Raw genomic sequence first — 26,687 nt, forward strand, 5'->3', positions numbered from 1 at the left:
GCATGATCCAAACCCCAAAGATCGGCGCGCTGGCGGTTGTCCTGCATCAGGATCAGGTTTTGCTGGTTCAGCGCAGCAAGCAGCCGGATGCCGGGTTATGGGGCTTTCCCGGAGGTCATGTGGAATGGGGCGAAACCGTATTGCAGGCGGCCCAGCGGGAACTGATGGAGGAAACGTCGGTTGCCGCGCACCCGTCCCACTACCTGAACAATCTCGACCTGTTGCGATGGAATGATACCGGGGACGTCGTCTCTCACTACTTGCTGGTGGGCGTGGCCTGTACGTTTCAATCCGGCGAACCAATGGCCGGGGACGACGCGCTGGATGCCAGATGGTTTCCGGTAAACCAGATTCGGCAGGGCGACTTGCCGATGAGCGCCCGCGTCTCGGACCTCTTGGAAACCGCGCTGACTGCGCGTTAGGCGCTGACCCTTGCCTTGAAACGGACATAGAGCAGTCCGGAGAACAGAACGCTCACAATCACAATCGGAACTGCGCCGGCAAGGAATGCCCCCAAACCCATCTGGAGCACGGCGAACCCATCCTCGCCGGGATACAAACCTGACAGCCATCCAATCGGTGCGCCCGAGACGGCTGGCCAGATCATTGTCACCGCGAACCAGATCATCATGGCCAACCCGGTGACGACAAGCGCCCCCTGAATCACCCGGTCCGGTGCTCGCATCGCACGGCGCATGGCCGTCATCGGACGGGATACGTCGTTCAGAATGGCCAACAGCGCGGGCACGAGTATCAACACCAACAGCATTCCAAAACCGAGACCATAGACCAGCGTAATCACCGTCGGTTTGAGGAACTGCGCCTGCTGAGACCCTTCGTAGAGCAGCGGCGTGAGCCCTAGAACCGTTGTCAGCGTCGTCAACATGACCGGGCGCAATCTGTCTGCGGTGCCTTCGACAATGGATGGGACCAACCCGCGTTCTTGCTGGTACCCGTCGATGGTTGTCACAAGCACGATAGAGTCGTTGATGATAATCCCGGTCATACCCAACAGGCCCACGACGGTGAACATACTGAGCGGCACCTCCCAGATGTAGTGGCCCCAGATGGCCCCAACCAGACCAAACGGGATAATGGCCATGACCACCAATGGTCTGCTCCAACTGGCAAAGACCCAGGCCAGCACCAGATAGATACCGGTCAGGCACAGGATCAGGCCGGTCCGGGCCTCGGACAGAAATTCGTCCTCTTGTTCGCTCAGACCCGACATGCGCCACTCGACCTGTCGTTCTGCAGCAATGTTGGGCAGGATTTCTTCGTTCAGAGCGCGTTCGATTTCCGCTGCACGTGTCGGATCATCCTCGGAGATATCGCCATTCACCGATATCACCCGCAGGCCATTTTCGCGCCGCACCGTCGAGAAACCTGATTTTCGGTCGACCGAGACGATATCGGCCAGCGGCACGTAAACCCCATCCGGTGTGCGCATCAACGTGCGTTCGAGGAAGTCCGCCGTCAACTCACCCTCGGGCAATTCCACGCGGATCTCGGCGCTGCGCGGCCCATCCGGATAGGTCGCAGCCTCGATCCCGTTTAAACGGTCGCGCAGCACCCGGCCCAGCGTTTCAATACGAAAGCCCAGCGCCTGCCCCTGTGCGGTCAGATCCAGAATATACTCTTCCTTGTCATACGCCAGATTGTCTTCAAGCGCCGACACTTCGGTGTATTTCGACAGCTCGGTCTGAAGATCCTCGGACGCGGCCTTCAGCGTGTTCACGTCAGCGCCGTAGAACTGAACGTCGATGGCGTCGCCGCCCGGACCAGACCGCCAGCCCCGGAAGGTCAGCAATTCGACCTTGGGATGGCGTGGAACAAAGTCTTGCAGCTCACCTACAAACTCGAAACTGGAATAGGGACGCAGGTCCGCGTCAATCAGTTCGATGGAGATTCCACCAAGCAGGTCTTCGTCCTTGCCCTCGGCCGCTGACAGACCGAACCCGGCGCTGCCACCGACCTCAGCCAACACATAGTCGATGGGATTGCGACCATGGCGTTCTTCGTAAATCTGACCCAGTTCGTCGGCAGCGCGCTGCAACTGATGCATCATCTCCAGCGTGTCGGCGCGGGTCGCGCCTTCGGCCATGATGAAGTTTCCGGTCACAGAACCCCGCTCTGGCGCGTTGAAGAACCTCCAGTTCACATCCCCCCGAATGAACAAGGCGATTTGACTGGCCAGGATCACGACCATCAGCGCGACAACCACATATCGCGCCCAGACGACCCAAGCGATGAAAGGGCGGAACAGGTTATCGCGCACCCAGCGGAAGCCGCGGTTCACAACACGATTGGGCAGGTCGTACCAGTGTTCCTTGGCCGAATGCGCAATCGCATGTGCCATGTGGTTGGGCAGAATCAGAAAACACTCAATCAGCGATGCGATCAGAACGGCGATGACCGTGAACGGAATATCGCGGATCAATTCTCCGAACCGGCCCCCGACAAGGGTCAGGCCAAAGAACGCGATCACAGTGGTAACCGTTGCCGCAAAGACCGGCATTGCCATGCGGCGGGCGGCACGCTCTGCGGCAACCATGGGCGCCTCACCCAGACGGCGTGCGCGAAAATCGGCATGTTCCCCGACGACAATGGCGTCATCAACGACGATGCCCAAGGTAATGATCAGACCAAACAGAGACACCATGTTGATTGAAAGGCCGCCGAGATACATCAGCGCAATGGCCGCCGACATTGCTACGGGAATGCCGGCCGCAACCCAAAACGCGATCCGCGCGTTGAGGAACAGAAACAACAGACAAACAACAAGACCCAGGCCCACAAGGCCGTTGTCGATCAGTATGTCCAGACGGTCGGTGATGGCCTGTGCCCGCGTTCGGATCAGCTCGACCGTGACACCTTCGGGCAGGCTGGCCTGCATCTCGGCCACGACGTCCTCTACCGTGTGCTGGATGTCGATGGCGTCCCCTAGGTTCGAGCGGTCCACACGGATCGACATGGCCGGATCATCGCCGACAAAATAGCTTCGATTGCGGTTGACGCCTTCAACCCGAATTTGCGCCACATCGCCGACAAACAGCTTGGAGCCGTCGGAGAAATTGCGCAGTGCAATGCCCTCGATTTCCTCGGGCGTTCGCTTTTCCGCACCGGTGCGTATGCGGGCATTGGCTCCGGTCACATCTCCTGCCGGGCTGGCATTCACTTCGGCAGCAATGGCAGAGGCGATTTCTGACAGCGCGATATCATTTGCAATCAGCTGTGCGGTCGGCACTTCGACCACGACACGCGGTGCTGCAAGACCACGGATCGTTGTTCGGGTGACACCGACGGCAAACAGCCGATTGATCAGCTCATCCGTGAGCTTTGCCAGTTGATCCGGTGCAACCGGCCCGGTCACGACAACATCGGTAACGCGATCCCGCCAGGCGCCGCGCCGGATGCTCGGTTCCTCAGCATCCTCAGGCAGATTTGTTACGCCGTCGACGGCGGTTCTGACCTCTTCAACCGCGCGAGACATATCCCAGTTGGGCTCAAATTCCAATCGGATGCGCGCCGAGCCTTCGCGTGACGTTGCATCAGTGCTGGCAACGCCTTCGACCGCCAGCAAAGCTGGCTCCAGCACCTGAACGATCCCGTTGTCGACATCTTCGGGGCCAGCTCCTTCCCATTCGACGTTAACATCAACGCGTTCCAGAATGACGTCGGGAAAGAACTGCGCCCGCATATTCGGGATCGCCGCCGCACCCAACACCAGCATCACGAGCAACAGCAAGTTGGCCACCGTCCGGTGCCGCGTGAAGTAACTCAGGATGCCGCCCGCCGCGCCGGGTATCTCGCGCATCATAGCATCTAGCCTCCCAAGCGACCTTCGATACGCCGCACGAGTGAGGCCGGAACCTTCGCTTCGTCAAGCTGGCCAAGTAACTGAGCCTTGACGTCTTGAGGCATGCGATCGCTTGCCTCAACCTGCGCGACCAGTTCTGCGCGTTGCTCATCCGTCAGTTCGACCATGTCCGGTTCCGCCGCTGCGCTGGCTTCCAGCCGCAGTGGTCGAACCCGCACGCCCGAGCCCAGCAATGGCGTGCGCCCAATCACGACCTCACGACCCTCAAGACCGGGGCCACGCAGCAAAACTTCGTCCCCCTGCCGACGTATCAGTTGCACCGGCAGAGCCTCGAGCCTGTCATCTGCCCCCAGAACCAACACGGTACCGGTTGCGTCCAGCACCGAGGACGGCAAACGTACGACATTGGTCAACGCCTGTTCCTGTACCGAGACAGTGACAAAATCCCCGGGTTTAAACCCCGATGCGTCGTCGAGACGTGCAAAGATCAGCCGTCCGGTTTGCCCCTCGCCCGCCGAGCCGCTGTCGCGGCTGATCCGTCCGGTGGCCACCAAATCTGCACCTGTCACTTCCAGAGAGACAGAGACTGGCGCATTGATCAGGTCACCTTCCTCATCCAGCAGTCGCACGTACTGTGCCGTCGAAACCCGGAACGCCACCTCTAGCGCGTCAGGGTCCACAAGCTCGGCGAGTTTCTCGTTTGCCGATACCAGCCGCCCTTCGACCAGCGTGACATCCGTCAAGGTCCCGCCAAAGCCTGCGCGGACTGTCATGTCATCGAGATCCCGTTCCGCCGCTTCCAATGCAATGCGCGCACGCGCCAGCAAGGTCGTCGCCTGATCGACACGCGATTCAGCCTGCGCAAGTGCGATTCTGCGCGCCAGGACCGATTGCTGGGCTGACGCGGCGGTCAGTTCGGCTTCTTCCACACTGGCCGTCGCGCCGACACCACGGGATTCCAGATCGCGCTGGCGCTGCAAGGCACGTTCGCGCAGCTCTGCCTGCGCTTCGGCAGATTTGAGTTCATCCTGCGCCAGCAGCAACGAGCGTTCCGCGTCGCGTTCTTCGAACTGTGCGTCCAGCAGATCGGATTTGGCCCGATCCAGCGCCGATTGGGCATCTGCGGGGTCAAGCTCGACCAGAACTTCGCCAGCTGTGACGGTTCCGCCATCTTCAAAATCATCTGCCAGCGCCACCACGCGGCCGCCCAGTGCTGCGCGCAATTCAAGACGACGACGACTTTGAACTTCGCCAAACGCTTCGAGATAGGGAGTGACAGTTTCCAACTCGGCGGCTTCGACTGTCACCGCGAACACCCGTTCCCTGGCTTCGGGCTGTGTGTTTTCGCGGGTGATGACGTCCTGCACGGCGCCCACAATCATCTGCGCCGCAACAAACAGCAGTGCCAGCGTGAGTGACGCCAGAAACACACCGACAAGACTCTGTCGCAAAAATCGCATTAATCATTCATCCCGGTTGCTTTCGGCTGCCTGCCGCAAGATGTAGCCGGACCCGGAAATATGCCAAGCCACAAAGCGGTTACGAGACATTAAACGTACGACCAGTCTACTTCCGTCGCAAATGTTCGTCCAATCTGGGCATTATTTCCACAAAATTGCAGGGACGATGGCGATAGTCGAACTGTTTTTCCAGAATTCCGTCCCATGCGTCCTTGCATGCACCGGGACTGCCGGGAAGCGCAAACAGATACGTTCCGCCCGCAACTCCGCCCGTGGCACGGGACTGCACGGCAGATGTCCCGATCTGCTCCATCGACAGGATTGTGAAGACGGTTCCAAAAGCTTCGATTTCCTTTTCGTACACGTCGCGATGGGCTTCGACTGTCACATCGCGCCCGGTCAGCCCGGTCCCGCCGGTGGAAATGACAACGTCGATTTCGGGGTCCGCAATCCAGGTGCGCAACTGGTCTGCAATCTGCGCACGCTCGTCCCGGATGATCTTTCGGTCGGCAATCAAATGGCCTGCCCGCTCAATCCGGTCCACCAGCGTTTGCCCCGAGCGGTCTTCGTCCATGGATCGCGTGTCCGACACCGTCAGAACGGCGATGCGGACCGGGATAAACTCCATCGTTTCGTCAATACGCGACATGCCGCTCAAGCCCTTTCCATTATCGCCAACCGGACCGCAAGGGCCGCAAAAATACCGCCTGTCACCCAGCCCATGATGCGTGAAGCGCGGGGGTTGGAAATCAGAACTCGCCCGGCACCGCCAGCAAATATGCCGACCAAACCGTTCACGACAAATCCGCCCAGCGCGATGATGACGCCAAAGATCAGAAACTGCACCAGTATCGAACCTGCAGCAGGGTCAACAAACTGGGGAATGAAGGCCAAAACGAACAGGATAACCTTGGGATTGGTCAGGTTCACCACCATACCGTCCCTAAAAGCATACCGCGTGGCTTTGTCCGGACCCTCAGCCGAAACGGTGCCATTCCGGATGGCGCCCCACGCGAGGTACAGCAGGTATGCGACGCCCAACCAGCGGATGACATCGAACACCCAGGGCATGGTGGCAACGGCCGCGCCAAGTCCCAGCCCGGCCACCAGAACATGCACCAACAGACCAGCCGAAATCCCGGCGCTTGCGACCAGCGCAGGTTTGGCACCGGATCGCAGCCCCTGGCCAAAACAGAACATCATATCCGCCCCGGGCGTGAAATTGAGGACAATTGCAGCAGGCACGAATGCGAATAGTGTCACAGTTTCGATCATAGTTTGACCTCGAACCAATTCACTTTCGGGCCGAGATTGGCGATCAGCGTGCGCCCGATTGTGCCGCGATATCCCCAGCTGTCGTGAATGTGACCGCAAAAGGCAAACCCCGGCTGAATGCGTTCAACCGCATTTCTGACAGCCACCGATCCAACGGAAACGCCTTGCGACGTCGTATCGCCATACCCCTTTGGCGGTGAATGCACGATCAGGACATCTGCACTGTCGCATCGGTCGAGCATTTCCGTGGCTTCAGCCTCGGTCAGGTCGCAGGACCAGTCGCCAAACGGCGTGACCGGCACGCCATAGCCAAGCCCGAACAGGCGCAATCCGTCCAGCGTCATCCCTGCGCCATGCAACACATGGACCCCTTCCGGGGCCGCCTCGGTCAACTCTCCGGCACTTTCGGCGTTGCCGGGCACAAGAACCAGTGGCGCGGAAACGCCCGCCAGCATTTGCATCGCCTCGTCCAAGCCCTGCCGCATATTGCAGTAGTCACCGGCCCCAATCACCAGATCGGCCTTGGCGCTGGCTTCAACGATTTCGGCAGCCCTGTTGCGCGCCATGTGCAAGTCAGAAAAGGCCAGAAGCTTCATCCCCGACCCTCCAGCCGCGCTTTTAGATCCAGAAGATCCGCCCAGGCCTGCTGCTTCATCTGGGGCTGGCGTAACAGGTAGGCGGGATGGAACATCGGAAGAACCGGCAGGTCCATCGCCTGATCCCAGTGCCCGCGCAACCGGGTTATCCCGCGTTTGCCCAGCACGGCCTGGCAACTGATGTTACCCATCAAGATCAGTATTTCCGGTTTGGCCAGCGCGACATGCCGTTCTAAAAACGGCTTCATCATGCCGATTTCTTCCGGCTTCGGATCGCGGTTCTGCGGTGGCCGCCACGGCAGAACATTTGTGATATAGACATTCTCGTTCCGGTTCAGATCGATCGCCGCGAGCATACGATCCAACAGTTGTCCCGCACGCCCAACGAAAGGTTTGCCCTCTCGGTCTTCGTCCCGACCGGGCGCCTCACCTATGATCATCACCCGTGCACCGGGGGTACCGTCAGCAAACACCAGCTGTTTTGCTCCGCGCTTCAGATCGCAAAGCTCGAACGCGTTCATCGTCGCGCGCAGCTGATCCAGCGAACCCGCAGCGCGCGCCGCGTTCTGCGCGATCAAAACCGGATCAACCTCATTTGGCTTTTGAGCGGCCTCCTGCGCCTGTGCAGGTTTTTTGGACTTGGGCGCCGTTTCGGGCAGCGCAAACCGGTCCAACGGCGCATCACCGATGGCCTCGGTTGCGCCCAGTTCGACCTGCCATTCCAGCAGGGCGCGCGCAGTGTGAAAGTCCAAGGCCGATTCCATGCCCTTCAATCTACTCACCTTTGGGCTGAGGGAAAGCGAATAGACCTTGCCACGGCGCTCTGCCGCACCGACCATGGCAACATTCATGTTGCCAACCCTGCGATTCCTTCTGATCGGACTGCTGTTTGCCGTCACAACCGGCGAACCGGCGCGAGCAACGTTTCACGATACACATGGCCAATGCCGGGCCGGGCAAATTCAATGTGGCAGCAGATGTTGCTCGGCGGGTCAAAGATGCAGTTTCGATGGTCATTGCGTCAGCCCAGGTCGCACATATTGCGGCCGCGGTCGGTCCTGTGGCCCCTTCGAAAGATGCGTCTCTGGCGGTATCCGCTGCGCGCCTGCCGGGGCGAACAAATGCACGGCGCGTCTGGACTGTCCCGGGGGCAGCTTCTGCAACGGGCGGGGCGAATGCGAGCGGATCACGCCAGAGTTTGACCCCAGCCCAGCGGCAACATGCGACGATGGGCGCACCTGCGCGCGGGGATCGTCCTGCCTGCCGGGTGGCGGGTGCTCGCGCCCCGGATGGTTCTTGTGCGAAGAGACCGGCTCGCAATGCCGACCAGGTTTCAAGTGTTCCCAGCATCAGGGATGTGTGCCGGTCAAAGCGATCGACTGCGGATATGGCAAGTGGTGCAAACCCGGCGAACAATGCCTGCCCGACGGCGGGTGCGAGAAACTGCCCCAAGATACAGACCCCTAGGTTGCCCCGCCGCGCCGTCCTTTCTATAAGCGGCCGGACTGTCAGACAGGAGCCCGCCCCATGCGTTTCGCCCATCGTCACCTTCTTGGCATCGAGCACCTGTCGCAATCCGATATCACCGCCATTCTCGATCTGGCCGAAAAGTATGTCGCTCTGAATCGACAGTCGGCGAAGCACTCAGATGTTCTGTCGGGGCTGACCCAGATCAATATGTTCTTTGAGAACTCGACGCGCACGCAGGCCAGCTTTGAGATTGCGGGAAAACGTCTGGGTGCGGATGTTATGAACATGGCGATGCAGGCCAGTTCGATCAAAAAAGGCGAGACGCTGATCGACACGGCGATGACGTTGAACGCAATGCATCCCGACCTGCTGGTGGTGCGGCATCCACAATCCGGCGCGGTCGACCTGTTGGCACAGAAGGTGAACTGCGCCGTGCTGAACGCTGGCGACGGGCGTCACGAGCACCCGACCCAGGCCCTGCTGGATGCGCTCACCATTCGTCGCGCCAAGGGTCGGCTGCACCGGTTGAACATTGCCATCTGTGGCGATGTCGCACATTCCCGCGTTGCCCGGTCGAACCTGATATTGCTGGGCAAGATGGAAAACCGCATCCGCCTGATCGGACCGCCGACACTTGTCCCCGCGCATTTCGCCGACTTCGGAGCCGAGGTTTATGACGACATCAACGAAGGGCTAAAGGACGTGGATGTCGTTATGATGCTGCGCCTACAACGGGAGCGGATGGATGGCGGCTTCATCCCCTCTGAACGGGAATACTATCACCGCTACGGGCTGGACGCGGCCAAACTGGCGCTGGCCAAGCCCGATGCCATCGTCATGCATCCCGGCCCTATGAACCGGGGCGTCGAAATCGACGGAACGCTGGCAGACGACATCAATCGCTCGGTCATTCAGGAGCAGGTGGAAATGGGTGTCGCGGTGCGTATGGCTGCAATGGAGCTCTTGGCGCGCAACCTGGGTGAAGCGGCATGAGTGATCTGAACGTCGCCCCGAATGAGCACGGTGTGCTGCGTGTCTTTTCTTTGGATATGCGTCCACAAGAAGCAAAGTTCCTGCGCGAACTCGGCGCGGCAGAGCAAGTTCTGGGTGTCTTCGAACTGGACCACGAACAGATCGATATCTTCCCGGTTTCAGATCTCGAAGACGTGGGGTTGTTTGGGTATCTGAGTGATGGCTGCGGTGTGTCAGAGGATCAGTTGGACCGCGGTGCGCTGGACGCAGTCGAAGGCTGGGTCATGGTCGTGCGCAGTGCCGCTTTCGAAGGCAGGGCGGTCACTTTGCAGATCGATCCGAGGATGCACCTGATAGGTCTTTATACTGAACAGGCCACAAACTGGACTGGGGGTGCGATTGCCACGGAAAGCGCCAAACCCTTTTCTGCCCCGCAAGCCCCGATCAAGGGGAGCGAGAAACCGCAGCGCATCGGATCGGCAGTACTGGCGCTGATACTCTTTCTGGTGATCGGAGGTGCCCTGTGGCTGATCCTGTGACCTTTACGCCTGACAAGGGCGCTTATGTTCGCACAAACGCGTGGATCGCGGCCGGGGCCATGGCGGCGGCCATGATCATATTGTGGTTGATCGGAAACCCCTATGTCTGGACGGGTGCACCGGCGGGTCTAGCGGCCATCGGTCTACGTGCGTGGTACCTGGCATCGGAAGAACTTGCCGCCAGATGGACGATGAGCGACGACACATTGACCGGGCCAGGACCACGGACCGTGCCGCTCAATCAGATTTCGGCGGTCAACACTATGGGCAGTTTTGTCCAGATCGTCACCAAAGGCGGCGATAAACACCTGATAAAGTATCAGGCAGATCCAGCCGCCACAAAAGCCTTGATCGAAAGGGCGTTGCCATGAGCGACACGATTTTCACCAACGCCCACCTGATTAACCCGGAAACCGGAACGGACAGTATCGGTTGGTTGCACGTCGTCAAAGGTCGCATCGCCGCTTTGGGCGATGGAGACGCACCGGCGACAGCGGGTCCATTGGTCGACTGCGGTGGCAAATGCCTCGCCCCGGGAATCGTCGATATCGGGGTCAAGGTGTGTGAACCCGGGGAACGGCATAAGGAAAGCTACAAGTCCGCTGGTCTGGCTGCGGCCGCGGGCGGTGTCACCACTATCGTCACTCGCCCCGATACGCTGCCTGCCATCGACACGCCGGAAACGTTGGAATTTGCCACGCGGCGCGCGCAAGCGGATGCGCCTGTCAACGTGCTGCCCATGGCCGCCCTCACCAAGGGCCGCGAAGGGCGCGAGATGACCGAGATCGGCTTCTTGCTGGACGCTGGCGCGGTTGCATTCACCGATTGCGATCACGTGGTCGCCAATACCAAGGTTTTGTCGCGTGCCTTGACCTATGCGCGATCCTGCGGCGCCCTGGTGATCGCCCATCCACAGGAACCGGGTCTCAGCAGCGGAGCTGCGGCAACCAGCGGCAAGTTCGCGGCGCTGCGCGGCCTACCCACCGTCTCGCCAATGGCTGAACGGATGGGACTGGATCGCGATATTGCATTGCTGGAAATGACAGGCGCGGCTTATCACGCCGATCAGATCACAACCGCGCGTGCGCTACCCGCGCTGGACCGGGCCAAGCGTAACGGGTTGAACATCACAGCAGGCACCTCGATCCACCATCTGACACTGAATGAGCTGGACGTCGCCGACTACCGCACCTTCTTCAAGGTCAAACCCCCTTTGCGATCCGAAGATGACCGGCAAGCGGTGATCGAAGCAGTGCGCAGCGGTTTGATCGACACAATCAGTTCGATGCACACCCCGCAAGACGAAGAAAGCAAGCGCCTGCCGTTTGAAGAGGCCGCCTCGGGCGCGGTCGCGTTGGAAACCCTGTTACCGGCAGCCTTGCGTTTGTATCACGCCGGACAGCTGGACCTGCCGACCCTGTTTCGTGCCATGGCACTCAACCCTGCGAAACGTTTGGGTCTGGACAGTGGTCGGCTTGCCACGGACGCACCCGCTGATCTGGTGCTGTTCGATCCGGATGTGCCCTTTGTGCTGGACCGGTTCACACTGAAGTCCAAGTCGCAGAATACGCCGTTTGACGGGCAGCGGATGCAGGGTAAGGTCACTGCCACCTATGTGGCAGGAAAAGAAGTCTACCGGAGAACATAATGCCTCTGATCGACAGTACCATGACTCAGCTCATCCTGTGGGCTGCTGTTGGCTACCTGATGGGGTCCATCCCCTTTGGCATGATTGTTGCCAAGGTCATGGGGCTGGGCAATCTGCGCCAGATCGGGTCCGGCAATATCGGCGCCACCAACGTATTGCGCACCGGTAACAAAGGGGCGGCGGCACTGACTTTGTTGTTTGATGGCGCAAAAGGCGCGGTGGCGGTTCTGTTGGCGCGGGCATTTGCCGGCGACGATGCCGCGCAGATTGCCGCTTTGATGGCGTTTTTGGGTCATTGCTTCCCTGTTTGGCTGGGCTTCAAGGGCGGTAAGGGCGTTGCCACCTTTCTGGGTTTATGGCTTGCGCTGGACTGGCGCGTCGGCGTCGCATGCTGCCTGACATGGCTGGTTGCGGCCGCCATCTGGCGTATTTCTTCGGTTGGCGCGCTGGCAGCCGCCGCCTTATCGACCACATGGGTGGTGGTTCTGACTAACGGGTCCGCGTTCCTGTTGGGGATCATCCTGACGGTCCTGGTATACTGGCGCCACAGCACCAATGTCGCGCGTATCAAGGCGGGGACCGAGCCAAAAATCGGCAAGTCGTGACCCCGCCTGATCGGTTTCTGAACGCACTCTTCGCCCTGCCCATTGGCACTTTTACAGGCTCAACAGGAAACCTGCGCTATGTCGTGTCACGTCAAGTGATGACAGGTGGCAAGTCGCATAAGTTGGTCGCCCATGAATTGGGCGGCGCGGATTACATCAGTTTGAACCTCTACCTGACGCAAAACAGCGGTTGGTTGCTGCGGCCCTGCGAAATGTCTGCCGAAAAAGTGACGGATTTTGTCATCGCACTGAGCCCGGAGTAGGACCCCTGGTGGTGCATGGATGAACACTGTCTCTTCGCACCTGCACAATCACGATTGATTGCTTTGAACGTGAACAGGTCTGTTCCCAACTCGGGTTTCGTGACGGCCAATTACCGACCGCACATCTCAAAATCACGGGAGCGCTCGTCTTGTTTTCGAAGACACAGAGTGCCCCAATTCACGAAAGGTGAAGCAATGAACAAGTTCAAATCCCTCCTGGGCGGTGTCGCCCTGTCCGTCGCAATCGCGGGTTCGGCAATTGCCGCTGGCGTGGAAATCAACGCAACACCCACCGGTCTGGCCATGCAGGGGTACGACCCGGTTGCCTACTTCACCGAAGGCGAGCCGACCAAGGGCAACTGGCAGATCACCGCGCTGCACGACGACGCGATGTACCGTTTTGCAAATGAAGAGAACAAAGCCGCATTCGAAGCCAACCCCGAGGCGTATCTGCCGGCCTATGGCGGATATTGTGCCTTTGGTGCTGCGATGGGCTTTAAGTTCGACGGCGACCCCACCTACTGGAAAATCGTGGACAACAAGCTGTATTTGAACCTGTCTGAGGACATCCAGCAGCGTTGGGAAGGCGACATTCCAGGCTTTATCGAAAAGGCCAGCGCAAACTGGGACGACATTGCCGACAAGGATCCGGCGGAGTTGCAGCAATAATCCGCTGAAAAGACAAGGCAAGTCGGCGGCGGATGGTTCTGCCGTCGCTTGTCGTTTGAAAACAGCAAATTCGAGACCTATTTCTGAAGTCAAACAAGCGTCCATATCAAGTGGACCAGCGTTGCTCAAAAGCAGTTCCGCAACGCACGTTACTGGGTCGGGACAAGTGGATCTGAAGTGATCCGATCGCAAGATCGGACCGTAACACCAATACAAAACCGCAGTCGGTGGTGGATCTGCGGTCGATCGTTTCGAACGAAAGGATAAATGAGATGACAGGAAAATTTGCACTTGTCACCGCTATTGCAACCCTGGCGGCGGGCTCGGCCATGGCACAATCTTCGGGCAATTGGACCGGGTTTTACGGTGGTGCGCAGATCGGTTATGCCGACGTAGATACCAGCGTGTCTGGCGTCGATGGCGACGGCGTGATCGGCGGTATCATCCTCGGGTATGACTTTGACCTCGGTGACTGGGTCGTTGGCGGCGGCTTTGACTATGACTGGACCGATGTGGACCTGTCCGGCGCAGCCACCCTTGAAGACGTCTGGCGCCTCAAGGCGCGCGCCGGCTATAAGGTGAACCCCCAAGGCTTGCTGTACGGCACCGCAGGGTATGCCGAAGCGAGCACCGACACTCTGGGCAGCGATGACGGTTGGTTCATCGGTGCGGGTTACGAGCAGATCGTCGCCCCAAATGTCAGCATTGCCGGTGAATTGCTGTACCACGAGTTCGATAACTTCAACTCGACCGGAATTGATGTGGATGCTACCACATTCCAGATCCGGGCGGCTTACCGGTTCTGAGTACGACATTCAGACCTGATACAGACCCGGTGCCAAGCACCGGGTCTTTTCGTTTCAAACATCCAAAATCGTGCTGCCGGTCGTTTGGCGGGCTTCAAGCGCACGATGGGCATCGGCGACCTGTGCCAGCGGAAATCGCTGGTCGATGTGGATCTTGACCTCTCCACTTGTGACCTTGCCGAACAGACGGCGCGCCATTGCCTGACAAACCGCGTGATCGGAGATGTGTGTAAACAGAGTCGGTCTGGTGATCTTGAGCGACCCCTTTGCCCCAAAATGCCGATATTGAACGGCGGGACCGGACCGGAAGCGTTGCCAAAGGAAATCAGCATCCCCAAGGGCTTGAGGCAGTCCAAAGATCCCTCGAAAGTGTCCGCCCCAACCGAGTCCATCACGACATCCACGCCTTTTCCACCAGTGATCTCGGCCACTCGTTCTGCGAAGTTTTCGGTCCGGTAGTTGATGCAATGCGCGGCGCCGTTGAACTGCGCCAGGCTGCATTTCTCATCGGTCCCCGCCGTCCCGATCAGTGTGATGCCTTCGGATTTCGCCCATTGGCTGGCGATCAGGCCAACGCCGCCGGCTGCTGCGTGGAACAAGACAGTGTCCCCGCGTTTCAGCGGCGTCGTCCGGTGAAACAGGTATTCCACGGTCATACCCTTAAGCATCATCGCAGCTGCGGTCTCAAAGGTCACATCATCTGGCAAGGGGCAAACCTGTGCCGCAGGCATCACTCGGGCCTCACAGTATGCGCCGGACGGCGCGGCGGCATAGGCCGCGCGTTGACCAGTCTCCAAATGCGTTACGTCTTCTCCGACGGCCTCGATCACACCGGCGGCCTCCATTCCCAACGCGTGCGGCAGGTCGAGCGGGTAAAGTCCGGTACGTTGATATACATCGATAAAATTCAATCCGCAGGCATGATGGCGAATGCGGACCTCACCCGGCCCAGGATCGCCCAGCGGTCTGTCTTCGATCCTCAGAACCTCGGGTCCTCCGAAATCGTGAATGACAACTGTACGTGCGGTTTGCTGCATGCTGACCTCCTCCTACCTGATGCCAAGCTACCATGCCTGACCGGCAGGGCAATTGGCGGGTTTTCGCCGCGGATTCGGTGATTTTCGAAACTGTGGTATACTTGGCCATGGCGTTGCCGGCTGGTCCGGCCACGGGCAACCTGATGCCGGATCCGTTCCGCGGCGCAAACTCGCCAGGGAAAGGGATGAAAATGGCAAAAACGATCGGTAATCCAATAAGTTGGATAGCCCAAAGTCTTGGCGCGACAAGCGATCATGTCTCTGAAAGCGTTTCCCGGATCGGCAGTTCTGACATCAAGGACTTGCCGATGGTGCAGACTCTGACGCTGCAGGACCTGCGCGCCTCTCTGCGGGCGGGGTATAACGATTTTCTGGAAACCCGCGCCGATGCGATTTTCGTTGTTCTTATTTATCCCATCGCTGGGCTCTTGATGTTTGCCATTGGGCTGAACATGAACCTGATACCGTTGTTTGCACCTTTGGTGGCGGGTTTCGCCTTAATAGGTCCGGTGGCCGCCGTTGGACTCTACGAGATCAGCCGCAAACGCGAGCAGGGCGAGGCCGTCCATTGGCTGGATGCTTTCGGCGTGTTCCGGTCTCCGTCTTTCGGAGCCATTCTTGCGCTGGGGTTTTATCTGGTCATGTTGCTGTTGGTCTGGCTGATGGTCGCGCAGAGCATCTATGTGCAGACACTGGGCCCCGAACCACCCGCGTCTGCCGGCGCATTTGTAGCGCAGGTTTTCACGACCGGAGCCGGTTGGGTCATGATCATCTTCGGTACTGCCGTTGGCTTCCTGTTTGCGCTCTGCGCTCTGGCCGTAAGTGTTGTCAGCTTTCCCTTGCTGCTGGACCGCAAAGTTGGGTTGCCGGTCGCGGTGGTCACCTCTGTTCGTGTGCTTCGTCACAATCCCGGCGTGATCCTGACATGGGGCTTCATCGTTGGTTCCCTGCTGCTTCTGGGGGGAATTCCGATGTTGTTGGGCCTGATCGTCGTGATGCCCGTCTTGGGTCACGCAACCTGGCATCTGTATCGCCGCGCGGTGGCCTAAGCACACGCGCAGCGCAGGACCTGTCAGTACAAAAAGGCGTCAGCCGAACACTTTCAGCACGATCTTACCGATATGGTCCGAGCTTTCCATGCGGCTGTGCGCTGCTGCAGCGTCTGACAATTCAAACTCGCTGTCCATGACCGGTGCCACCTTGCCGGCCTCCAGTAGCGGCCAGACTGCTTCGCGCAGATCCTGCGCAATCTTCGCCTTGGCCAGATCACTTTGAGGACGCAGCGTGCTGCCGGTGAGCGTTAGACGTTTGACCATCATCAGCGCAAAGTTCAGTTCGGCCACTGGTCCCTGTAGAAAGGCGATCTGCACCAACCGTCCGTCCTCGGCGAGCGCTTTGACATTTCGCGGGATGTAGTCGCCACCAACCATATCAAGGATCAGGTTCGCCCCGCCTTCGGCGCGCAGGACGCCGACGAAATCCTCATCGCGGTAGTTGATCGCGCGCTCTGCTCCCAAGTTTGTACAAGCTTGGCATTTTTCGTCCGACCCGGCGGTGGCAAACACGCGGGCCCCAAACGCATTGGCCAGTTGGATCGCGGTTGTACCGATCCCGCTGGATCCGCCGTGCACCAGAAACCGCTCACCCGGTTCCAGACCACCGCGTGAGAAAACGTTGGACCAGACTGTAAAGAAGGTTTCCGGCAAACAGGCCGCCTCATTCATGCCGATGCCAGATGGAACCGGCAGGCAATGCGCAGCAGGTGTGGCCACGTATTCGGCGTAACCTCCACCGGGCAGCAAGGCACACACCTTGTCCCCGACCGAAACACTGTCAACGCCAGGCCCCACGGCAACGACCTCACCCGCAGCTTCCAGCCCCGGCAAGTCGCTTGCACCCGGCGGCGGGTCGTAGGCGCCGGCCCTCTGAAGAGCGTCAGGGCGGTTCACGCCAGCGTAAGCAACTTTAAGAACAATCTGACCCTGACCGGCGACTGGCATCGGGCGTTCGGTCACCTGCAGAACATCCGGGCCACCGGGTGCGGTGATTTCAACGGCGCGCATCATCTGGGTCATCGGCAATTCTCCTTTTGCCAATGCCTAGCAGGCATCCGCGCAAAGGCCCAGCGGCATCGGAAACCTACTTTCTGGGATTGAGCAGGCCGGGCAGATCGGCGCGCATTTTCATCGGAGCACGCACCTGGGACGCCAGCCAGTTCGGCACTGCAAGAAATGGTTTGAACAGAGGGTTGTCGTTTACCTGCGCCTTGAGTTTATCGAACTGCATCACATCCGCGATGCGCCGATCCAGAAACTCCCACGTGCGCTGATGATCCGGACTGTCATCGCCCAGCCAGAACAGAAGCGTCGAAGAATACACGCCGGACAATGTGGCGCGTTTCGTGTACCAGTTCACATCTTCGGAGGTATCACCCAGCGCATCCCAAATCAGATCGCAGGTCCCCCAGATTGCCTTTGCCCCGTCTGGCGCGTGTGACGGTAGGGAAAACAGCGTCATGCCGCGACGCACGAGTTCTTTGTCTTCGACCGCACTTAATCGATAGCGCACAGCGGCCGCAATTTTTTCGCGGAACTTCAGATTACTCAGGTCCTCAGACTTCAGGCGTTCCAGCATGGCCGCATCTCCACGCGCGTGATACGCCAGTGCCAGATCGACCGCCCCACGCGGACAGATCGCCCGGGCGAGAGTGCCATCCAGATTGCAATCGGCAATAGCAGCGCGAAAACTCGTCTCAGACCAGCCGTCGAACGGAACGTGGATCAGCATCGCATCCAAAAGCTGCTGTTTAGCGTCTTCGTAGGTAACGGTCATGACAGTTCTCCGGTTCTGGGGCCAGTACTAGACAAGATAGGTGGGCTTTGCTATACGGCCAACTCCTGCAATTTCCTTGCAACTCGAATCTAGAAAGGTGGTGACAACCACATGCAGGTTAGTGTTCGCGACAACAATGTCGATCAGGCGCTTCGTGCCCTGAAGAAAAAGCTGCAGCGCGAAGGCGTGTTCCGCGAAATGAAGCTTAAGCAACATTTCGAGAAACCGTCCGAGAAAAAAGCGCGAGAGAAAGCTGAAGCGATCCGCCGTGCCCGTAAGCTGGCACGCAAGAAAGCCCAGCGCGAAGGTCTTCTCTAAGCACTCCTCGTCCAGCTTTGGATGACACTATGTGACGATCCCCGAGGCCCCGCCCGGGGGTTTGTCTTTTCGGGCAGTCTTTTTCCGAAATCACGCATTCCATTCAAGGCTTTTGGGGTGCTGCCCATGGATACAACAATCCAAGCCCGCCACGGTCTGAACGATCAGTAGACCTTGGGCACGTGCAACTCGTCCGGCAGGACCCGGCGTTCGTAGTCCGGGTTGTAGCGCCGGTCCGGCAGATTCACCTTTTCCTGCGGAACGTCGTCATATGGGATCTTGGTCAAAAGGTGCTCAATGCAATTCAGGCGCTCGCGTTTCTTGTCATTGCCTTCGACAATATACCAGGGCGCCTCGGAGATGTTGGTGCGAAAGAACATATCTTCTTTGGCCTTGGTATATGCTTCCCATCGAATACGGGATTCCAGATCCATGGGGGAAAGCTTCCACTGTTTCATCGGGTCGTGGATGCGCATCAGGAATCGCAATTGCTGCTCTTCATCTGAGATTGAGAACCAGTATTTCAGCAAGATGATACCCGAGCGCACCAGCATCCGTTCAAATTCGGGAACGTCCTGAAAGAACTGTTCAACCTGATCTTCGGTCGCAAAGCCCATGACCCGCTCTACCCCGGCGCGGTTATACCAAGACCGGTCGAACAGCACGATCTCACCGGCAGCAGGCAAGTGCGGGACGTAACGCTGGAAATACCACTGGCTTTGCTCTCGGCGGCTGGGTGCAGGCAAAGCCACAACGCGAGCGACACGGGGGTTCAGGCGTTGCGTGATCCGTTTGATCACGCCACCCTTGCCGGCACTGTCGCGTCCTTCGAACAGGATGCAGACTTTGGCGCCGGTATGCTGAACCCAGTCCTGTACGCGGATCAATTCTGCCTGCAGTCGCAAAAGGTTGCGAAAATAGACCTTGCGATCCAGCATGTTGGGATGCTGATCCTTGTAAATCTTGCGGATTTCCATCGACAGCATCGGTTCACTGAACTCGATCTCAAAATCTTCGTCCAGCGTGTCTTCCAGTTCAGCCTCAAGCCAATCTTTGGAGTTATCGTTTTTGTAGTCCAAGGTCTGCTCCTTAGTATTCACTGGGTTCGGACCGTATCGGGTGTGTGTAACCGACTGATGTCATACCATAAGTCAACGTTTCTGTGACGCCGTAGCCTCATAAGTCAGGAACTATACCACATTGCTGACATCCGCGCCGCCTTTACCCAGAATGTGGGCGCTATTAGCGCGGATACAAGCGACAGAATTGACGCAATGCCAACGGTTTGACCCTGTCGGTTGCCGACGCATTTTGTGTCCGAAACACATTGGCCACCGGAATGTTTTCGGAAGTTGCTTGAAAGGGACAAGCTCTCCGTGACTGAGACCAGTTCGGTTCGTGCAATGAAGCCATCTCAACTTCACACGTTGGGCGGGCGCGCAGGAAGTCGCCCCAACCTTGGACTCCAGGCATGATGAAGGCAAGGTTTTCACATGGCAACCCCACTCCGCTTTGAGTGTGCCCAAAACAGCGTCGAATGAAAGTGGTGGGTGGCGGAGACGAAGGGACTAGAACCCAAGTTAAAATTAATTCATAAATAATATGAATTTGATACTAAATAGTAACATATACTGTAGCAGTATATTGTAGCAAATTGTGTCTGCTCGACGGATTCTGACCAGGTATTCACTACCATGTCGTTGGTGGTTTCCACAGACCTTCTAAGTCGCTGTTCATCGGGTCCAATTGTTCGATCTGTTCCCTGGTCCAAGCGACCCACTCGGCGGCTGGTATACCATCGATATCGTCGACCTGCTCAGTCTGCATTCGGTGTTCGATAGCATCAACAAATGCGCGAAGCCGCTCACACTCCCGCCATGATACAGCTTGTTCACGGAAGTGCTTCCACCGACGCGCTTCCAAATCACGTCGCTGCTGTTCCTCATACTGCTTACGCCGCTCTTCTTCATACCGCAGTCGCTGTGCTTCACGTTCAGTGCGTTGCTCGTCAAGCCGTGGACCACATCCCATGATGGAAGCGATGATCTTCGGCAGCAGATCGACCACCGTTTTGTTCTGCTTTTCGATCCACTCCAGCTTGGCACCGCCCACGTAAGTCTTGACCGCGATCCGCAAGAAGCCCGATGGATGCAACCCGTGTTGGTGGTGGTCAGGGTATGCCGACCAAGACTTATCGACATCGGACAAGCCTTGCCGCATCTTCTCCTTGATCGCGCATTCGAGGATGTGGTTTCCAACCTTGATGTCGAACTTGCCGATCATCTCAGCATCAACAACTTCCGCGCCTGCCTTCTCCAAAGCGGTGAAGACCGTGCTCGTTGCTTGGAATCTGTATCGATCTCGTTCTGTCAGGTCTGGGATTGGGTCCCGAACATAGCCCCAGGCCTCAAACCTGCGGCCTCGCCGTTCTTGCCGCCGTTCAGCCTGGTCCCCACGGTGTTGTTTGATCCAACGTTTGATGAGCGGATGTAGCTTTTTGAAGTCATCCAATACTGACACAGAAACCACAGCCATAGTCGCCTTAGCCTCAGCCTCTTCAACAGCCTGAGAGTGTTGACGCTTTGGTTCTGGCGGTATGATGTCAAATTCTTCGCGTTGGCCCTCACCCAAGTCAGGTAACGGGGTAACCTGGACTTGCTTACCAGCTTCTAACTTCGTCCAATGACCCTGAGGGGGTCGAGGAATACCATGACGGTCGCATATCTTGGCCAGGCCAGTGCCTGTGACGCCGTAGTGTTTTGCCAATTCGGTGAGTGGTTTTTCCCAAACCCGCTGATGTAATTCAGTTCTTGTTACTCTGTGCCTCTGCACGGGCTTACCTTCCAACCCTTGCCGTCAATCAAGGTTAGCCTCGCCGACGCTTCATTTGATACGCGACACCCGTCATCCGAGTCCGCCAAGTCAGCATCTCGGCACTGACCTGATAATGATCACAGGCAACGTGCTGTGGGGTTCGTCTACTTTGGATTGCCATTAGCGCAGGCCGTGGCAACAAGAGGGTTCCAGCCAACCAATCTGCTTCATCTTCCTGGTCCTGGTTAAAGTTGCCAGGGACCAGTGAGCCGTCTTCTAGGATGCAAGCTTCGGCAAGCTCGTGACCCAGGATTATGTGAGAGAGTTCGTGCATGATGACGTTGTTCCGACGACCCGAAGACGACACGGGTTTGAACAGCACCAGGTTAGACGTTCCGACCCGCATCGTAAGTGCAGACCACGAGTCGTCCCGTTCATCGTTGAGAACTTCAACATCGTTCGCACTTAGCTGTGTGATGTCGTCAGTGGACCACACGGTCACACCAAGATGCTTTGCCAACTCCTCTGCTGACAATGGAGCCGTAGTGTTCAGCCCAAGCTGTTTGCGGTATTCAACCGCTCGTCGTTCACACTGTGATTTGAAGCCGCGACGGAATGCCAACTAGTGGCCTCTGGCATCGACTTTGATGAACTGCTCCGATGCCTTTTCGATGAGATTGGCTAGTGATCTGGCAGTCTGCGGTGGCACCGCCTTCTTGTTCTTAAATGCGATCTGGAGATTCGCTACACCAGTGAATTTCGCGGTGTCCTCGCCGATCCACTGGCATATTTTTTCTAGCGTTCCCACGTCTGGCACATGGCCATTTTCGATTCTTGATAGTGTTGAAGGGCTGATGCCAATTTCTTTTGCAGCGGCCCTTACCCCCATATTTCCTCTATGTTTGGCGAGTATCCCGCCAAGTTCCCGGATATCCATGCGGCCTCCCAAGTGTCTCTCAGATTGGTATTAGTGTTTCACACGCTGGACAGGTGTTGGGTGATTTGTTAGTGTCCAACCTGTGAAACACTTCAAGCACTTCCTTTTGAGTGAGTCAACGTTGGTAGAATACTGGATGGGTGCTCGGCATCGATCTGCGCAGAAGCGAAAGAGGATGCGATGAAGGGTAGTAAGAACATTTTTATCAGCCACATTCACGAGGATGATGCTGGGCTCGCTAAGCTGAAGACTTTGACCCGTAACAACGGACTTACAGTGCGTGATGGGTCGATCAACAAAGCCAAACCAAATCGTGCAAAGAACGCCGACTACATCCTGAACAAGATCATTGGGCCGCGCATCAAATGGTGCAGCGTGATGGTCGTTTACATTACGCCAGGGACCAAGAACAGCAAATGGGTGAACAAGGAAATCATGCGGGCAGCCAGCTTGGGCAAACGCATTGTTGGTGTATGGGCCCACGGCCATGCTGGTTGCGAACCACCCTCCAACTTGGAAAAATTGGCCGATGCCATGGTGGGGTGGCATGGTGGTCGCGTCGTCGATGCTTTTACAGGTAACTTCAACGGTCGAGAAACAAAAGACGGGGAAGTCTGTGCTCCGATCCCGTTCAAGCGGGTGGTGTGTCAATGACGGTGTGGTCATACAAGGTTGCCCGTGACTACGGCTTCGCACCCAACCCATTTCATGGAGTCTGCACGTTGGCCTGCTGCAAGCCGATGATCCGAGGTCACGCTGAAATTGGAGACTGGATAATCGGGGCCGGGTCCAAGGCAAACGGGCTTTGGGGCAAGATCGTCTATGCGATGATCGTCGATGAAACGCTGACCTTCGACCAGTATTGGAATGACCCCAGGTTCCAAGTGAAGAAGCCCGTGATAGGCGGAACCCATAAGGGTTTTTTCGGCGACAACATCTATCAACGCAATGGCAGTGCTGACGGGTTTCGGCAAGCAGACTCCCACCACAGCCTGAACAATGGCCAGGTAAACAATGACAACCTGCGCCAGGACACCCAGCATGATCGTGTCCTATTGGCACGTAAGTATGTCTATTTCGGTGCCAACGCGGTTGCCCCACCGCCTGAAGCATTCGGCCATCTGCACGAACCATTTCCTCGCGATGTCCGCACATATAAAAGCTACTCACCTGCGATGCAGCAAACCATCAAAGACTGGTTGTCGGGCTCATTCGAATGGGGGCTGCACGGACTGCCCGAAGCATGGGACAACGCCATTGAGGGTCAGCGAAAGTGACCTATGACATCCAGGCATACTGCGATGAAGCCCAGGCAACAGACCGCTTCAGTAACGATGAAATCCAACCAATATTGTTGGGTCTGTTCGGCGAAGTCGGAGGCGTGATGTCGGCGGTAAAGAAGTTGCAACGGGAAGACAAGGCATACATTGGGTTCAGAGCAAACGTCATCGACGAGATGGGTGATGCGTTCTGGTATTACACCGCGTTGGCACGCAGGTTCGATGTTTCGGTAACCCAACTCTTGTCTGATTTGAACACCACCAATGAATCACAGTCCGTTCTGGCCTCAAACGACCCGCTGAGCCCAGTCGCAATCTCCAACAAGATCGGCCCAAAGAGGGGTATATGCGACCAAGCATTGCTGAAGCTAGGTCGTGTCAGTGCCGACATGATGCGCATACAGGGTATGGACCAAGATGAACGTCTCGATGTCATGAGGATGTTTGCACGAGTTTATCTTGCTGTGTTGGGCGAGTGTGAAGTCAATTTTGCAGAGGTTTTGTCCGTCAATGCCGACAAAACAAGATCACGGTTCGGCAAGCTGATCCTCGACACACAACCAGACTTCGACATCGGCTTTCCAGAATACGAACAACTACCTAGGCAATTTACCATCGAGATGCGGGAGCGGGACAACGGGAAAGTCTACTTACGCTGGAACGGCGTGTTTATCGGTGATCCGCTGACTGACAACATCGGCGAAGAAGATGGGTTCCGCTATCACGATGTCATCCATTTCGCCCATGCTGCGATCCTGCACTGGTCGCCGACGATGCGGGCACTGTTAAAGCGAAAACGCAAGAGTGATCACCACACGGATGAAAGCCAGGATGGTGGACGTGGTGTCGTGATCGAAGAAGGGCTGGCAGCTTGGTTGTTCTCCAAGGCCAAAGAACTGGACTACTTCGAAGGTCATAACAGCGTGTCACTGGACATCCTGAAGCACATCCAGGACTTTGTGCGCGGTTATGAGGTGGAGGAGTGCCCCATGAACTTATGGGAAAAGTGCATTCTCGACGGGTATGGGGTCTTCCGCCAAGTGCGTGAGAACAAGGGTGGCATGATTATCGGGGACCGTGACAAACGCACCCTTCATTTCAAGAAGCTCGACACATGACAGACCCAACCGAACAGGACGGTGAGCCATTGTTTTTGTTCCTTGTGGGCGATGACTTCGGCATCGCTTTCGAAGTCGGTGCGTGGGTTGCTCCTGCGATTCTGGCAATCGTAATCCTAATGCTCATCTGGCTTTGGTTCCGTGGTCGCATTGGCTTTGGGAGCTTTGAACTGGATAGCGCAGGTATCGGGATTGGCGACACAACAGTCAGCTTCAGGCCAAACCGAACAGACCGTCAGATTGCGTATGCTATATGGGTTGAATTGAGCACCAGAAAGGTGGGGCTGCCCATCGACCCAGATCACGACGTTATCTCTGAGGTCTATGATTCGTGGTATAGTTTCTTCGGCGTCACCCGTGACTTGATCAAGGAAGTGCCAGCCCACAAGTTGAAGAGCAAGGGGACCAGAGCAATTGTGCGGGCCTCAGTCCAAGTGCTAAATGAAGGACTGCGGCCACACCTCACTCAGTGGCAAGCTCGGTATAGACGTTGGAATGACGCTACGTTGAAAGTCGATGACATCAGGGACCCACAATCTGTCCAGCAGGAATTTCCAAAGTATGACGATCTTCTGAAGGACCTCTTGGAAATTAATGCCAAGCTGATCGAGTATCGGAAAGCAATATATGAATTGGCAACAGGCGATCCCGAAAGCATCATAGCCATAGACGATGAGACCCCGCTTTAGTTCTCGCTGATCATGCTGACACTTACATACCTCAACGCAGCTTGAGCTTCGTCGCGATTATCACGTATGCGTATATCCAGTCACTTTTTCGCCTTGGTAGAAGTTCCCTTGGCAACGCGTTCAAACATGCCCAATTCAACTATCTCTCGGGCAGCGTAGGCAGCAAGTTTCCCGCGAATTTTGCCTGTGGGCGCAATTCCCAGGTCACTAAGGAGTCCCATTATTTCACGTGACGAAACCATTCTATCATTGAAGTATCGGTTAAGCTCTTCAGCCGACATTTTAAGAAGGTAGTCCTTGGACTTCTCGATCCGCTTCAGGTCACTCATAGTCAACTCGATAACCAACTGCCGTCGAGGAGTCTTCTGCTCAACAACGTGCCCTGCTTCGCGGGCAATAACCATAAGTTCAGCATTGGTTAGATTACTTTTTTCAAGACCCGCCACAGCCCCTTTAACACCGAGCCAGTCGACAAGCTTGGCAATGTCATCTTTTGTCATGGGCATCTTCCCGTAAACTCTTGCACCAGGTTTCGAAATTGTGCGGCCTGCTTTTCCGCGTTGGCCAATGGAATGTCGAACACTGGAATCCGCTCGGCCGCCGCTTGACGCAATCCGTCGCCTTCGGTCACATAATGCTCAAATACATCACCCAGCCGTCTCAACCTGTTGTATTCAGTTTGTTCTGTCTGCTTCAATTCTTCGGCATATTCTCTCGCCATCATTCCTATTGACCCCGCAAAAACTGTGGGGTCGTATTCAAAGTCTTCTACGCTTTGACGTATCATCTCAACATCGTCATTCACGTTGGTGATCTCGCCGCGAATGGTTGCTACCCCGATGGATGACTGCCGATCCAGTTTGACGGGCGAAACGCAATAATCAGAAGCATAGATGACGGCACGCAGCACATCGGACACCTCGGGGTGGCTATCAATCAATATGTAATCATAGTCGTCTTGAATACTATCTAACGCGTAGTCGATGACCTGTAGGTGTTGAAGCAATAGGCGATTATTGGATCGAATATTATTGCTGCTCGGCAATTTATCGACTGTAACAGTCGATAATCGCGGGTCAGCAGCAATCACATCAATAGAGGTCGATCCGTAAGTCCATGTCCGCACATCGATATCAGGCGTCTGTTGACCTGCACTGTAAAGTTGCTGGAACTTATGGAATAGGGTGGTCCCCTCGATCTCTCCGCTTGCAAAGCTTTCAATGACATCTGGAAAGAAACGTCCCGATACACCACCTCGTTGATAGTCAGCATCCACAACCAAGACACGCATGTCATGATACCGAGCCAAACCAACAGCGACATGATAACAAGCCGTTGTTTTACCAACGCCTCCCTTCTCGCTTACGAATGAGACAACTGTGGCCATCAAAATACTCCAATCAATTTTGTATTATGGCACACTCGACGAACATTCAACCGAGGCGGCTCGACATCATAGCTGAACGGCCCGTTCTCACAAACGGTCGTTCTTGTGTCTCATAACCTAGCCGTCGAGCAGCGCTGTTTTTCTTGGCTTCC

Annotated in this window: 29 protein-coding genes and 1 pseudogene; 15 read left to right on the top strand and 15 right to left on the bottom strand. The window is 56.9% G+C overall.

The features are described from left to right. Positions 1–2 precede the first annotated feature (2 nt). Positions 3–422 carry an NUDIX hydrolase gene (locus ACR3ES_RS05525; protein ID WP_170427727.1) on the top strand — a complete coding sequence of 140 codons (420 nt, stop codon included), beginning with the start codon at positions 3–5 and terminating at the stop codon, positions 420–422. Here ACR3ES_RS05525 and ACR3ES_RS05530 read toward each other — a convergent pair. From ACR3ES_RS05530 to ACR3ES_RS05555, 6 genes are all read right to left on the bottom strand, one after another. After that, positions 419–3,820, bottom strand: coding sequence for an efflux RND transporter permease subunit (locus ACR3ES_RS05530; RefSeq protein WP_480424977.1), 3,402 nt, complete (start codon positions 3,818–3,820; stop codon positions 419–421). The two genes, ACR3ES_RS05525 and ACR3ES_RS05530, sit on opposite strands and share 4 nt — an antisense overlap. Before the next feature lie 5 nt (positions 3,821–3,825). Continuing rightward, positions 3,826–5,280, bottom strand: coding sequence for an RND family efflux transporter (locus tag ACR3ES_RS05535; RefSeq protein ID WP_170427721.1), 1,455 nt, complete (start codon positions 5,278–5,280; stop codon positions 3,826–3,828). 106 nt (positions 5,281–5,386) lie between these two features. Next, the gene (gene moaB, locus ACR3ES_RS05540; RefSeq protein ID WP_170427718.1) at positions 5,387–5,929 is read right to left on the bottom strand and encodes a molybdenum cofactor biosynthesis protein B; all 543 of its coding nucleotides are present in this window, start codon (positions 5,927–5,929) and stop codon (positions 5,387–5,389) included. Between the two features lie 5 nt (positions 5,930–5,934). After that, complete coding sequence (locus ACR3ES_RS05545) at positions 5,935–6,555, bottom strand: LysE family translocator (protein WP_170427715.1); 621 nt, start codon at positions 6,553–6,555, stop codon at positions 5,935–5,937. Next, positions 6,552–7,151: a metallophosphoesterase family protein gene (locus ACR3ES_RS05550; RefSeq protein ID WP_480424979.1), complete on the bottom strand. Its 600-nt coding sequence runs from the start codon at positions 7,149–7,151 to the stop codon at positions 6,552–6,554. Before ACR3ES_RS05550 ends, ACR3ES_RS05545 begins: the two co-directional genes overlap by 4 nt. Beyond that, positions 7,148–7,915, bottom strand: coding sequence for a uracil-DNA glycosylase (locus ACR3ES_RS05555; RefSeq protein WP_170429623.1), 768 nt, complete (start codon positions 7,913–7,915; stop codon positions 7,148–7,150). The genes ACR3ES_RS05550 and ACR3ES_RS05555 overlap by 4 nt, the downstream gene beginning before the upstream one ends. A gap of 763 nt (positions 7,916–8,678) precedes the next feature. Between ACR3ES_RS05555 and ACR3ES_RS05560 the strand changes: the two genes are divergently transcribed. The 8 genes from ACR3ES_RS05560 (at position 8,679) to ACR3ES_RS05595 (ending at position 14,123) form a co-directional block, all read left to right on the top strand. After that, a complete protein-coding gene (locus tag ACR3ES_RS05560; RefSeq protein WP_170427708.1) occupies positions 8,679–9,614 on the top strand; it encodes an aspartate carbamoyltransferase catalytic subunit in 936 nt (311 codons plus the stop codon). Then, positions 9,611–10,132 (top strand): hypothetical protein, encoded by a 522-nt coding sequence (locus ACR3ES_RS05565; protein ID WP_170427705.1) that lies wholly within the window; start codon positions 9,611–9,613, stop codon positions 10,130–10,132. The genes ACR3ES_RS05560 and ACR3ES_RS05565 overlap by 4 nt, the downstream gene beginning before the upstream one ends. Continuing rightward, positions 10,117–10,503, top strand: a complete 387-nt coding sequence (locus ACR3ES_RS05570) for a hypothetical protein (RefSeq protein WP_480424981.1) — start codon at positions 10,117–10,119, stop codon at positions 10,501–10,503. Before ACR3ES_RS05565 ends, ACR3ES_RS05570 begins: the two co-directional genes overlap by 16 nt. Beyond that, entirely contained in the window at positions 10,500–11,780 is a 1,281-nt protein-coding gene (gene pyrC, locus ACR3ES_RS05575) for a dihydroorotase (RefSeq protein ID WP_170427702.1), read from the top strand. Before ACR3ES_RS05570 ends, pyrC begins: the two co-directional genes overlap by 4 nt. Next, entirely contained in the window at positions 11,780–12,385 is a 606-nt protein-coding gene (gene plsY / locus ACR3ES_RS05580; RefSeq protein ID WP_480424983.1) for a glycerol-3-phosphate 1-O-acyltransferase PlsY, read from the top strand. Before pyrC ends, plsY begins: the two co-directional genes overlap by 1 nt. Next, positions 12,382–12,648, top strand: a complete 267-nt coding sequence (locus ACR3ES_RS05585; RefSeq protein WP_480424985.1) for a hypothetical protein — start codon at positions 12,382–12,384, stop codon at positions 12,646–12,648. The genes plsY and ACR3ES_RS05585 overlap by 4 nt, the downstream gene beginning before the upstream one ends. A 195-nt stretch (positions 12,649–12,843) precedes the next feature. Next, positions 12,844–13,317 (top strand): YHS domain-containing (seleno)protein, encoded by a 474-nt coding sequence (locus tag ACR3ES_RS05590; protein ID WP_170427696.1) that lies wholly within the window; start codon positions 12,844–12,846, stop codon positions 13,315–13,317. A 272-nt stretch (positions 13,318–13,589) separates the two neighbouring features. Continuing rightward, on the top strand, positions 13,590–14,123 hold the full coding sequence (locus ACR3ES_RS05595; protein ID WP_170427693.1) for a porin family protein: 534 nt from the start codon (positions 13,590–13,592) through the stop codon (positions 14,121–14,123). Positions 14,124–14,177: 54 nt separating this feature from the next. On the opposite strand, the pseudogene ACR3ES_RS05600 reads toward ACR3ES_RS05595, so the two are convergent. Next, positions 14,178–15,034 (bottom strand): annotated as a pseudogene (locus ACR3ES_RS05600) (quinone oxidoreductase family protein). A 317-nt stretch (positions 15,035–15,351) separates the two neighbouring features. Between ACR3ES_RS05600 and ACR3ES_RS05605 the strand changes: the two are divergent. Next, positions 15,352–16,209: a DUF2189 domain-containing protein gene (locus tag ACR3ES_RS05605; RefSeq protein ID WP_170427687.1), complete on the top strand. Its 858-nt coding sequence runs from the start codon at positions 15,352–15,354 to the stop codon at positions 16,207–16,209. 39 nt (positions 16,210–16,248) lie between these two features. Here ACR3ES_RS05605 and ACR3ES_RS05610 read toward each other — a convergent pair whose 3' ends face one another. Then, complete coding sequence (locus ACR3ES_RS05610) at positions 16,249–17,235, bottom strand: NAD(P)H-quinone oxidoreductase (RefSeq protein WP_170427685.1); 987 nt, start codon at positions 17,233–17,235, stop codon at positions 16,249–16,251. Between the two features lie 64 nt (positions 17,236–17,299). Next, entirely contained in the window at positions 17,300–17,992 is a 693-nt protein-coding gene (locus ACR3ES_RS05615) for a COQ9 family protein (protein WP_170427682.1), read from the bottom strand. Between the two features lie 111 nt (positions 17,993–18,103). On the opposite strand from ACR3ES_RS05615, the gene rpsU reads away from it, so the two are divergent. Then, positions 18,104–18,310, top strand: a complete 207-nt coding sequence (gene rpsU / locus ACR3ES_RS05620) for a 30S ribosomal protein S21 (RefSeq protein ID WP_005614280.1) — start codon at positions 18,104–18,106, stop codon at positions 18,308–18,310. A gap of 164 nt (positions 18,311–18,474) precedes the next feature. Here rpsU and ppk2 read toward each other — a convergent pair whose 3' ends face one another. From ppk2 to ACR3ES_RS05640, 4 genes are all read right to left on the bottom strand, one after another. Continuing rightward, positions 18,475–19,389: a polyphosphate kinase 2 gene (gene ppk2 / locus ACR3ES_RS05625; RefSeq protein ID WP_170427679.1), complete on the bottom strand. Its 915-nt coding sequence runs from the start codon at positions 19,387–19,389 to the stop codon at positions 18,475–18,477. A gap of 610 nt (positions 19,390–19,999) precedes the next feature. Continuing rightward, positions 20,000–21,076, bottom strand: coding sequence for a hypothetical protein (locus ACR3ES_RS05630; protein WP_480493440.1), 1,077 nt, complete (start codon positions 21,074–21,076; stop codon positions 20,000–20,002). A 100-nt stretch (positions 21,077–21,176) separates the two neighbouring features. Beyond that, positions 21,177–21,530: an ImmA/IrrE family metallo-endopeptidase gene (locus ACR3ES_RS05635; protein ID WP_480634768.1), complete on the bottom strand. Its 354-nt coding sequence runs from the start codon at positions 21,528–21,530 to the stop codon at positions 21,177–21,179. A gap of 216 nt (positions 21,531–21,746) precedes the next feature. Further along, on the bottom strand, positions 21,747–22,061 hold the full coding sequence (locus tag ACR3ES_RS05640; protein ID WP_170427670.1) for a helix-turn-helix domain-containing protein: 315 nt from the start codon (positions 22,059–22,061) through the stop codon (positions 21,747–21,749). A gap of 180 nt (positions 22,062–22,241) precedes the next feature. On the opposite strand from ACR3ES_RS05640, the gene ACR3ES_RS05645 reads away from it, so the two are divergent. The 4 genes from ACR3ES_RS05645 to ACR3ES_RS05660 are packed head-to-tail and all read left to right on the top strand — an operon-like array spanning position 22,242 to position 25,148. Further along, positions 22,242–22,715 carry a TIR domain-containing protein gene (locus ACR3ES_RS05645; protein WP_170427667.1) on the top strand — a complete coding sequence of 158 codons (474 nt, stop codon included), beginning with the start codon at positions 22,242–22,244 and terminating at the stop codon, positions 22,713–22,715. Further along, the gene (locus tag ACR3ES_RS05650) at positions 22,712–23,338 is read left to right on the top strand and encodes an Nmad2 family putative nucleotide modification protein (protein WP_170427664.1); all 627 of its coding nucleotides are present in this window, start codon (positions 22,712–22,714) and stop codon (positions 23,336–23,338) included. The genes ACR3ES_RS05645 and ACR3ES_RS05650 overlap by 4 nt, the downstream gene beginning before the upstream one ends. Continuing rightward, positions 23,335–24,459 carry a hypothetical protein gene (locus ACR3ES_RS05655; RefSeq protein WP_480424992.1) on the top strand — a complete coding sequence of 375 codons (1,125 nt, stop codon included), beginning with the start codon at positions 23,335–23,337 and terminating at the stop codon, positions 24,457–24,459. The genes ACR3ES_RS05650 and ACR3ES_RS05655 overlap by 4 nt, the downstream gene beginning before the upstream one ends. Further along, a complete protein-coding gene (locus ACR3ES_RS05660; protein ID WP_480424993.1) occupies positions 24,456–25,148 on the top strand; it encodes a hypothetical protein in 693 nt (230 codons plus the stop codon). Before ACR3ES_RS05655 ends, ACR3ES_RS05660 begins: the two co-directional genes overlap by 4 nt. 80 nt (positions 25,149–25,228) lie before the next feature. Here ACR3ES_RS05660 and ACR3ES_RS05665 read toward each other — a convergent pair whose 3' ends face one another. Both ACR3ES_RS05665 and ACR3ES_RS05670 read right to left on the bottom strand, forming a co-directional pair. Next, positions 25,229–25,648, bottom strand: a complete 420-nt coding sequence (locus ACR3ES_RS05665; protein ID WP_170427658.1) for a hypothetical protein — start codon at positions 25,646–25,648, stop codon at positions 25,229–25,231. Next, positions 25,645–26,535 (bottom strand): ParA family protein, encoded by an 891-nt coding sequence (locus ACR3ES_RS05670; protein WP_170427655.1) that lies wholly within the window; start codon positions 26,533–26,535, stop codon positions 25,645–25,647. Before ACR3ES_RS05670 ends, ACR3ES_RS05665 begins: the two co-directional genes overlap by 4 nt. Positions 26,536–26,687 lie beyond the last annotated feature (152 nt).

It is taken from the genome of Ruegeria sp. B1 (assembly GCF_056535885.1).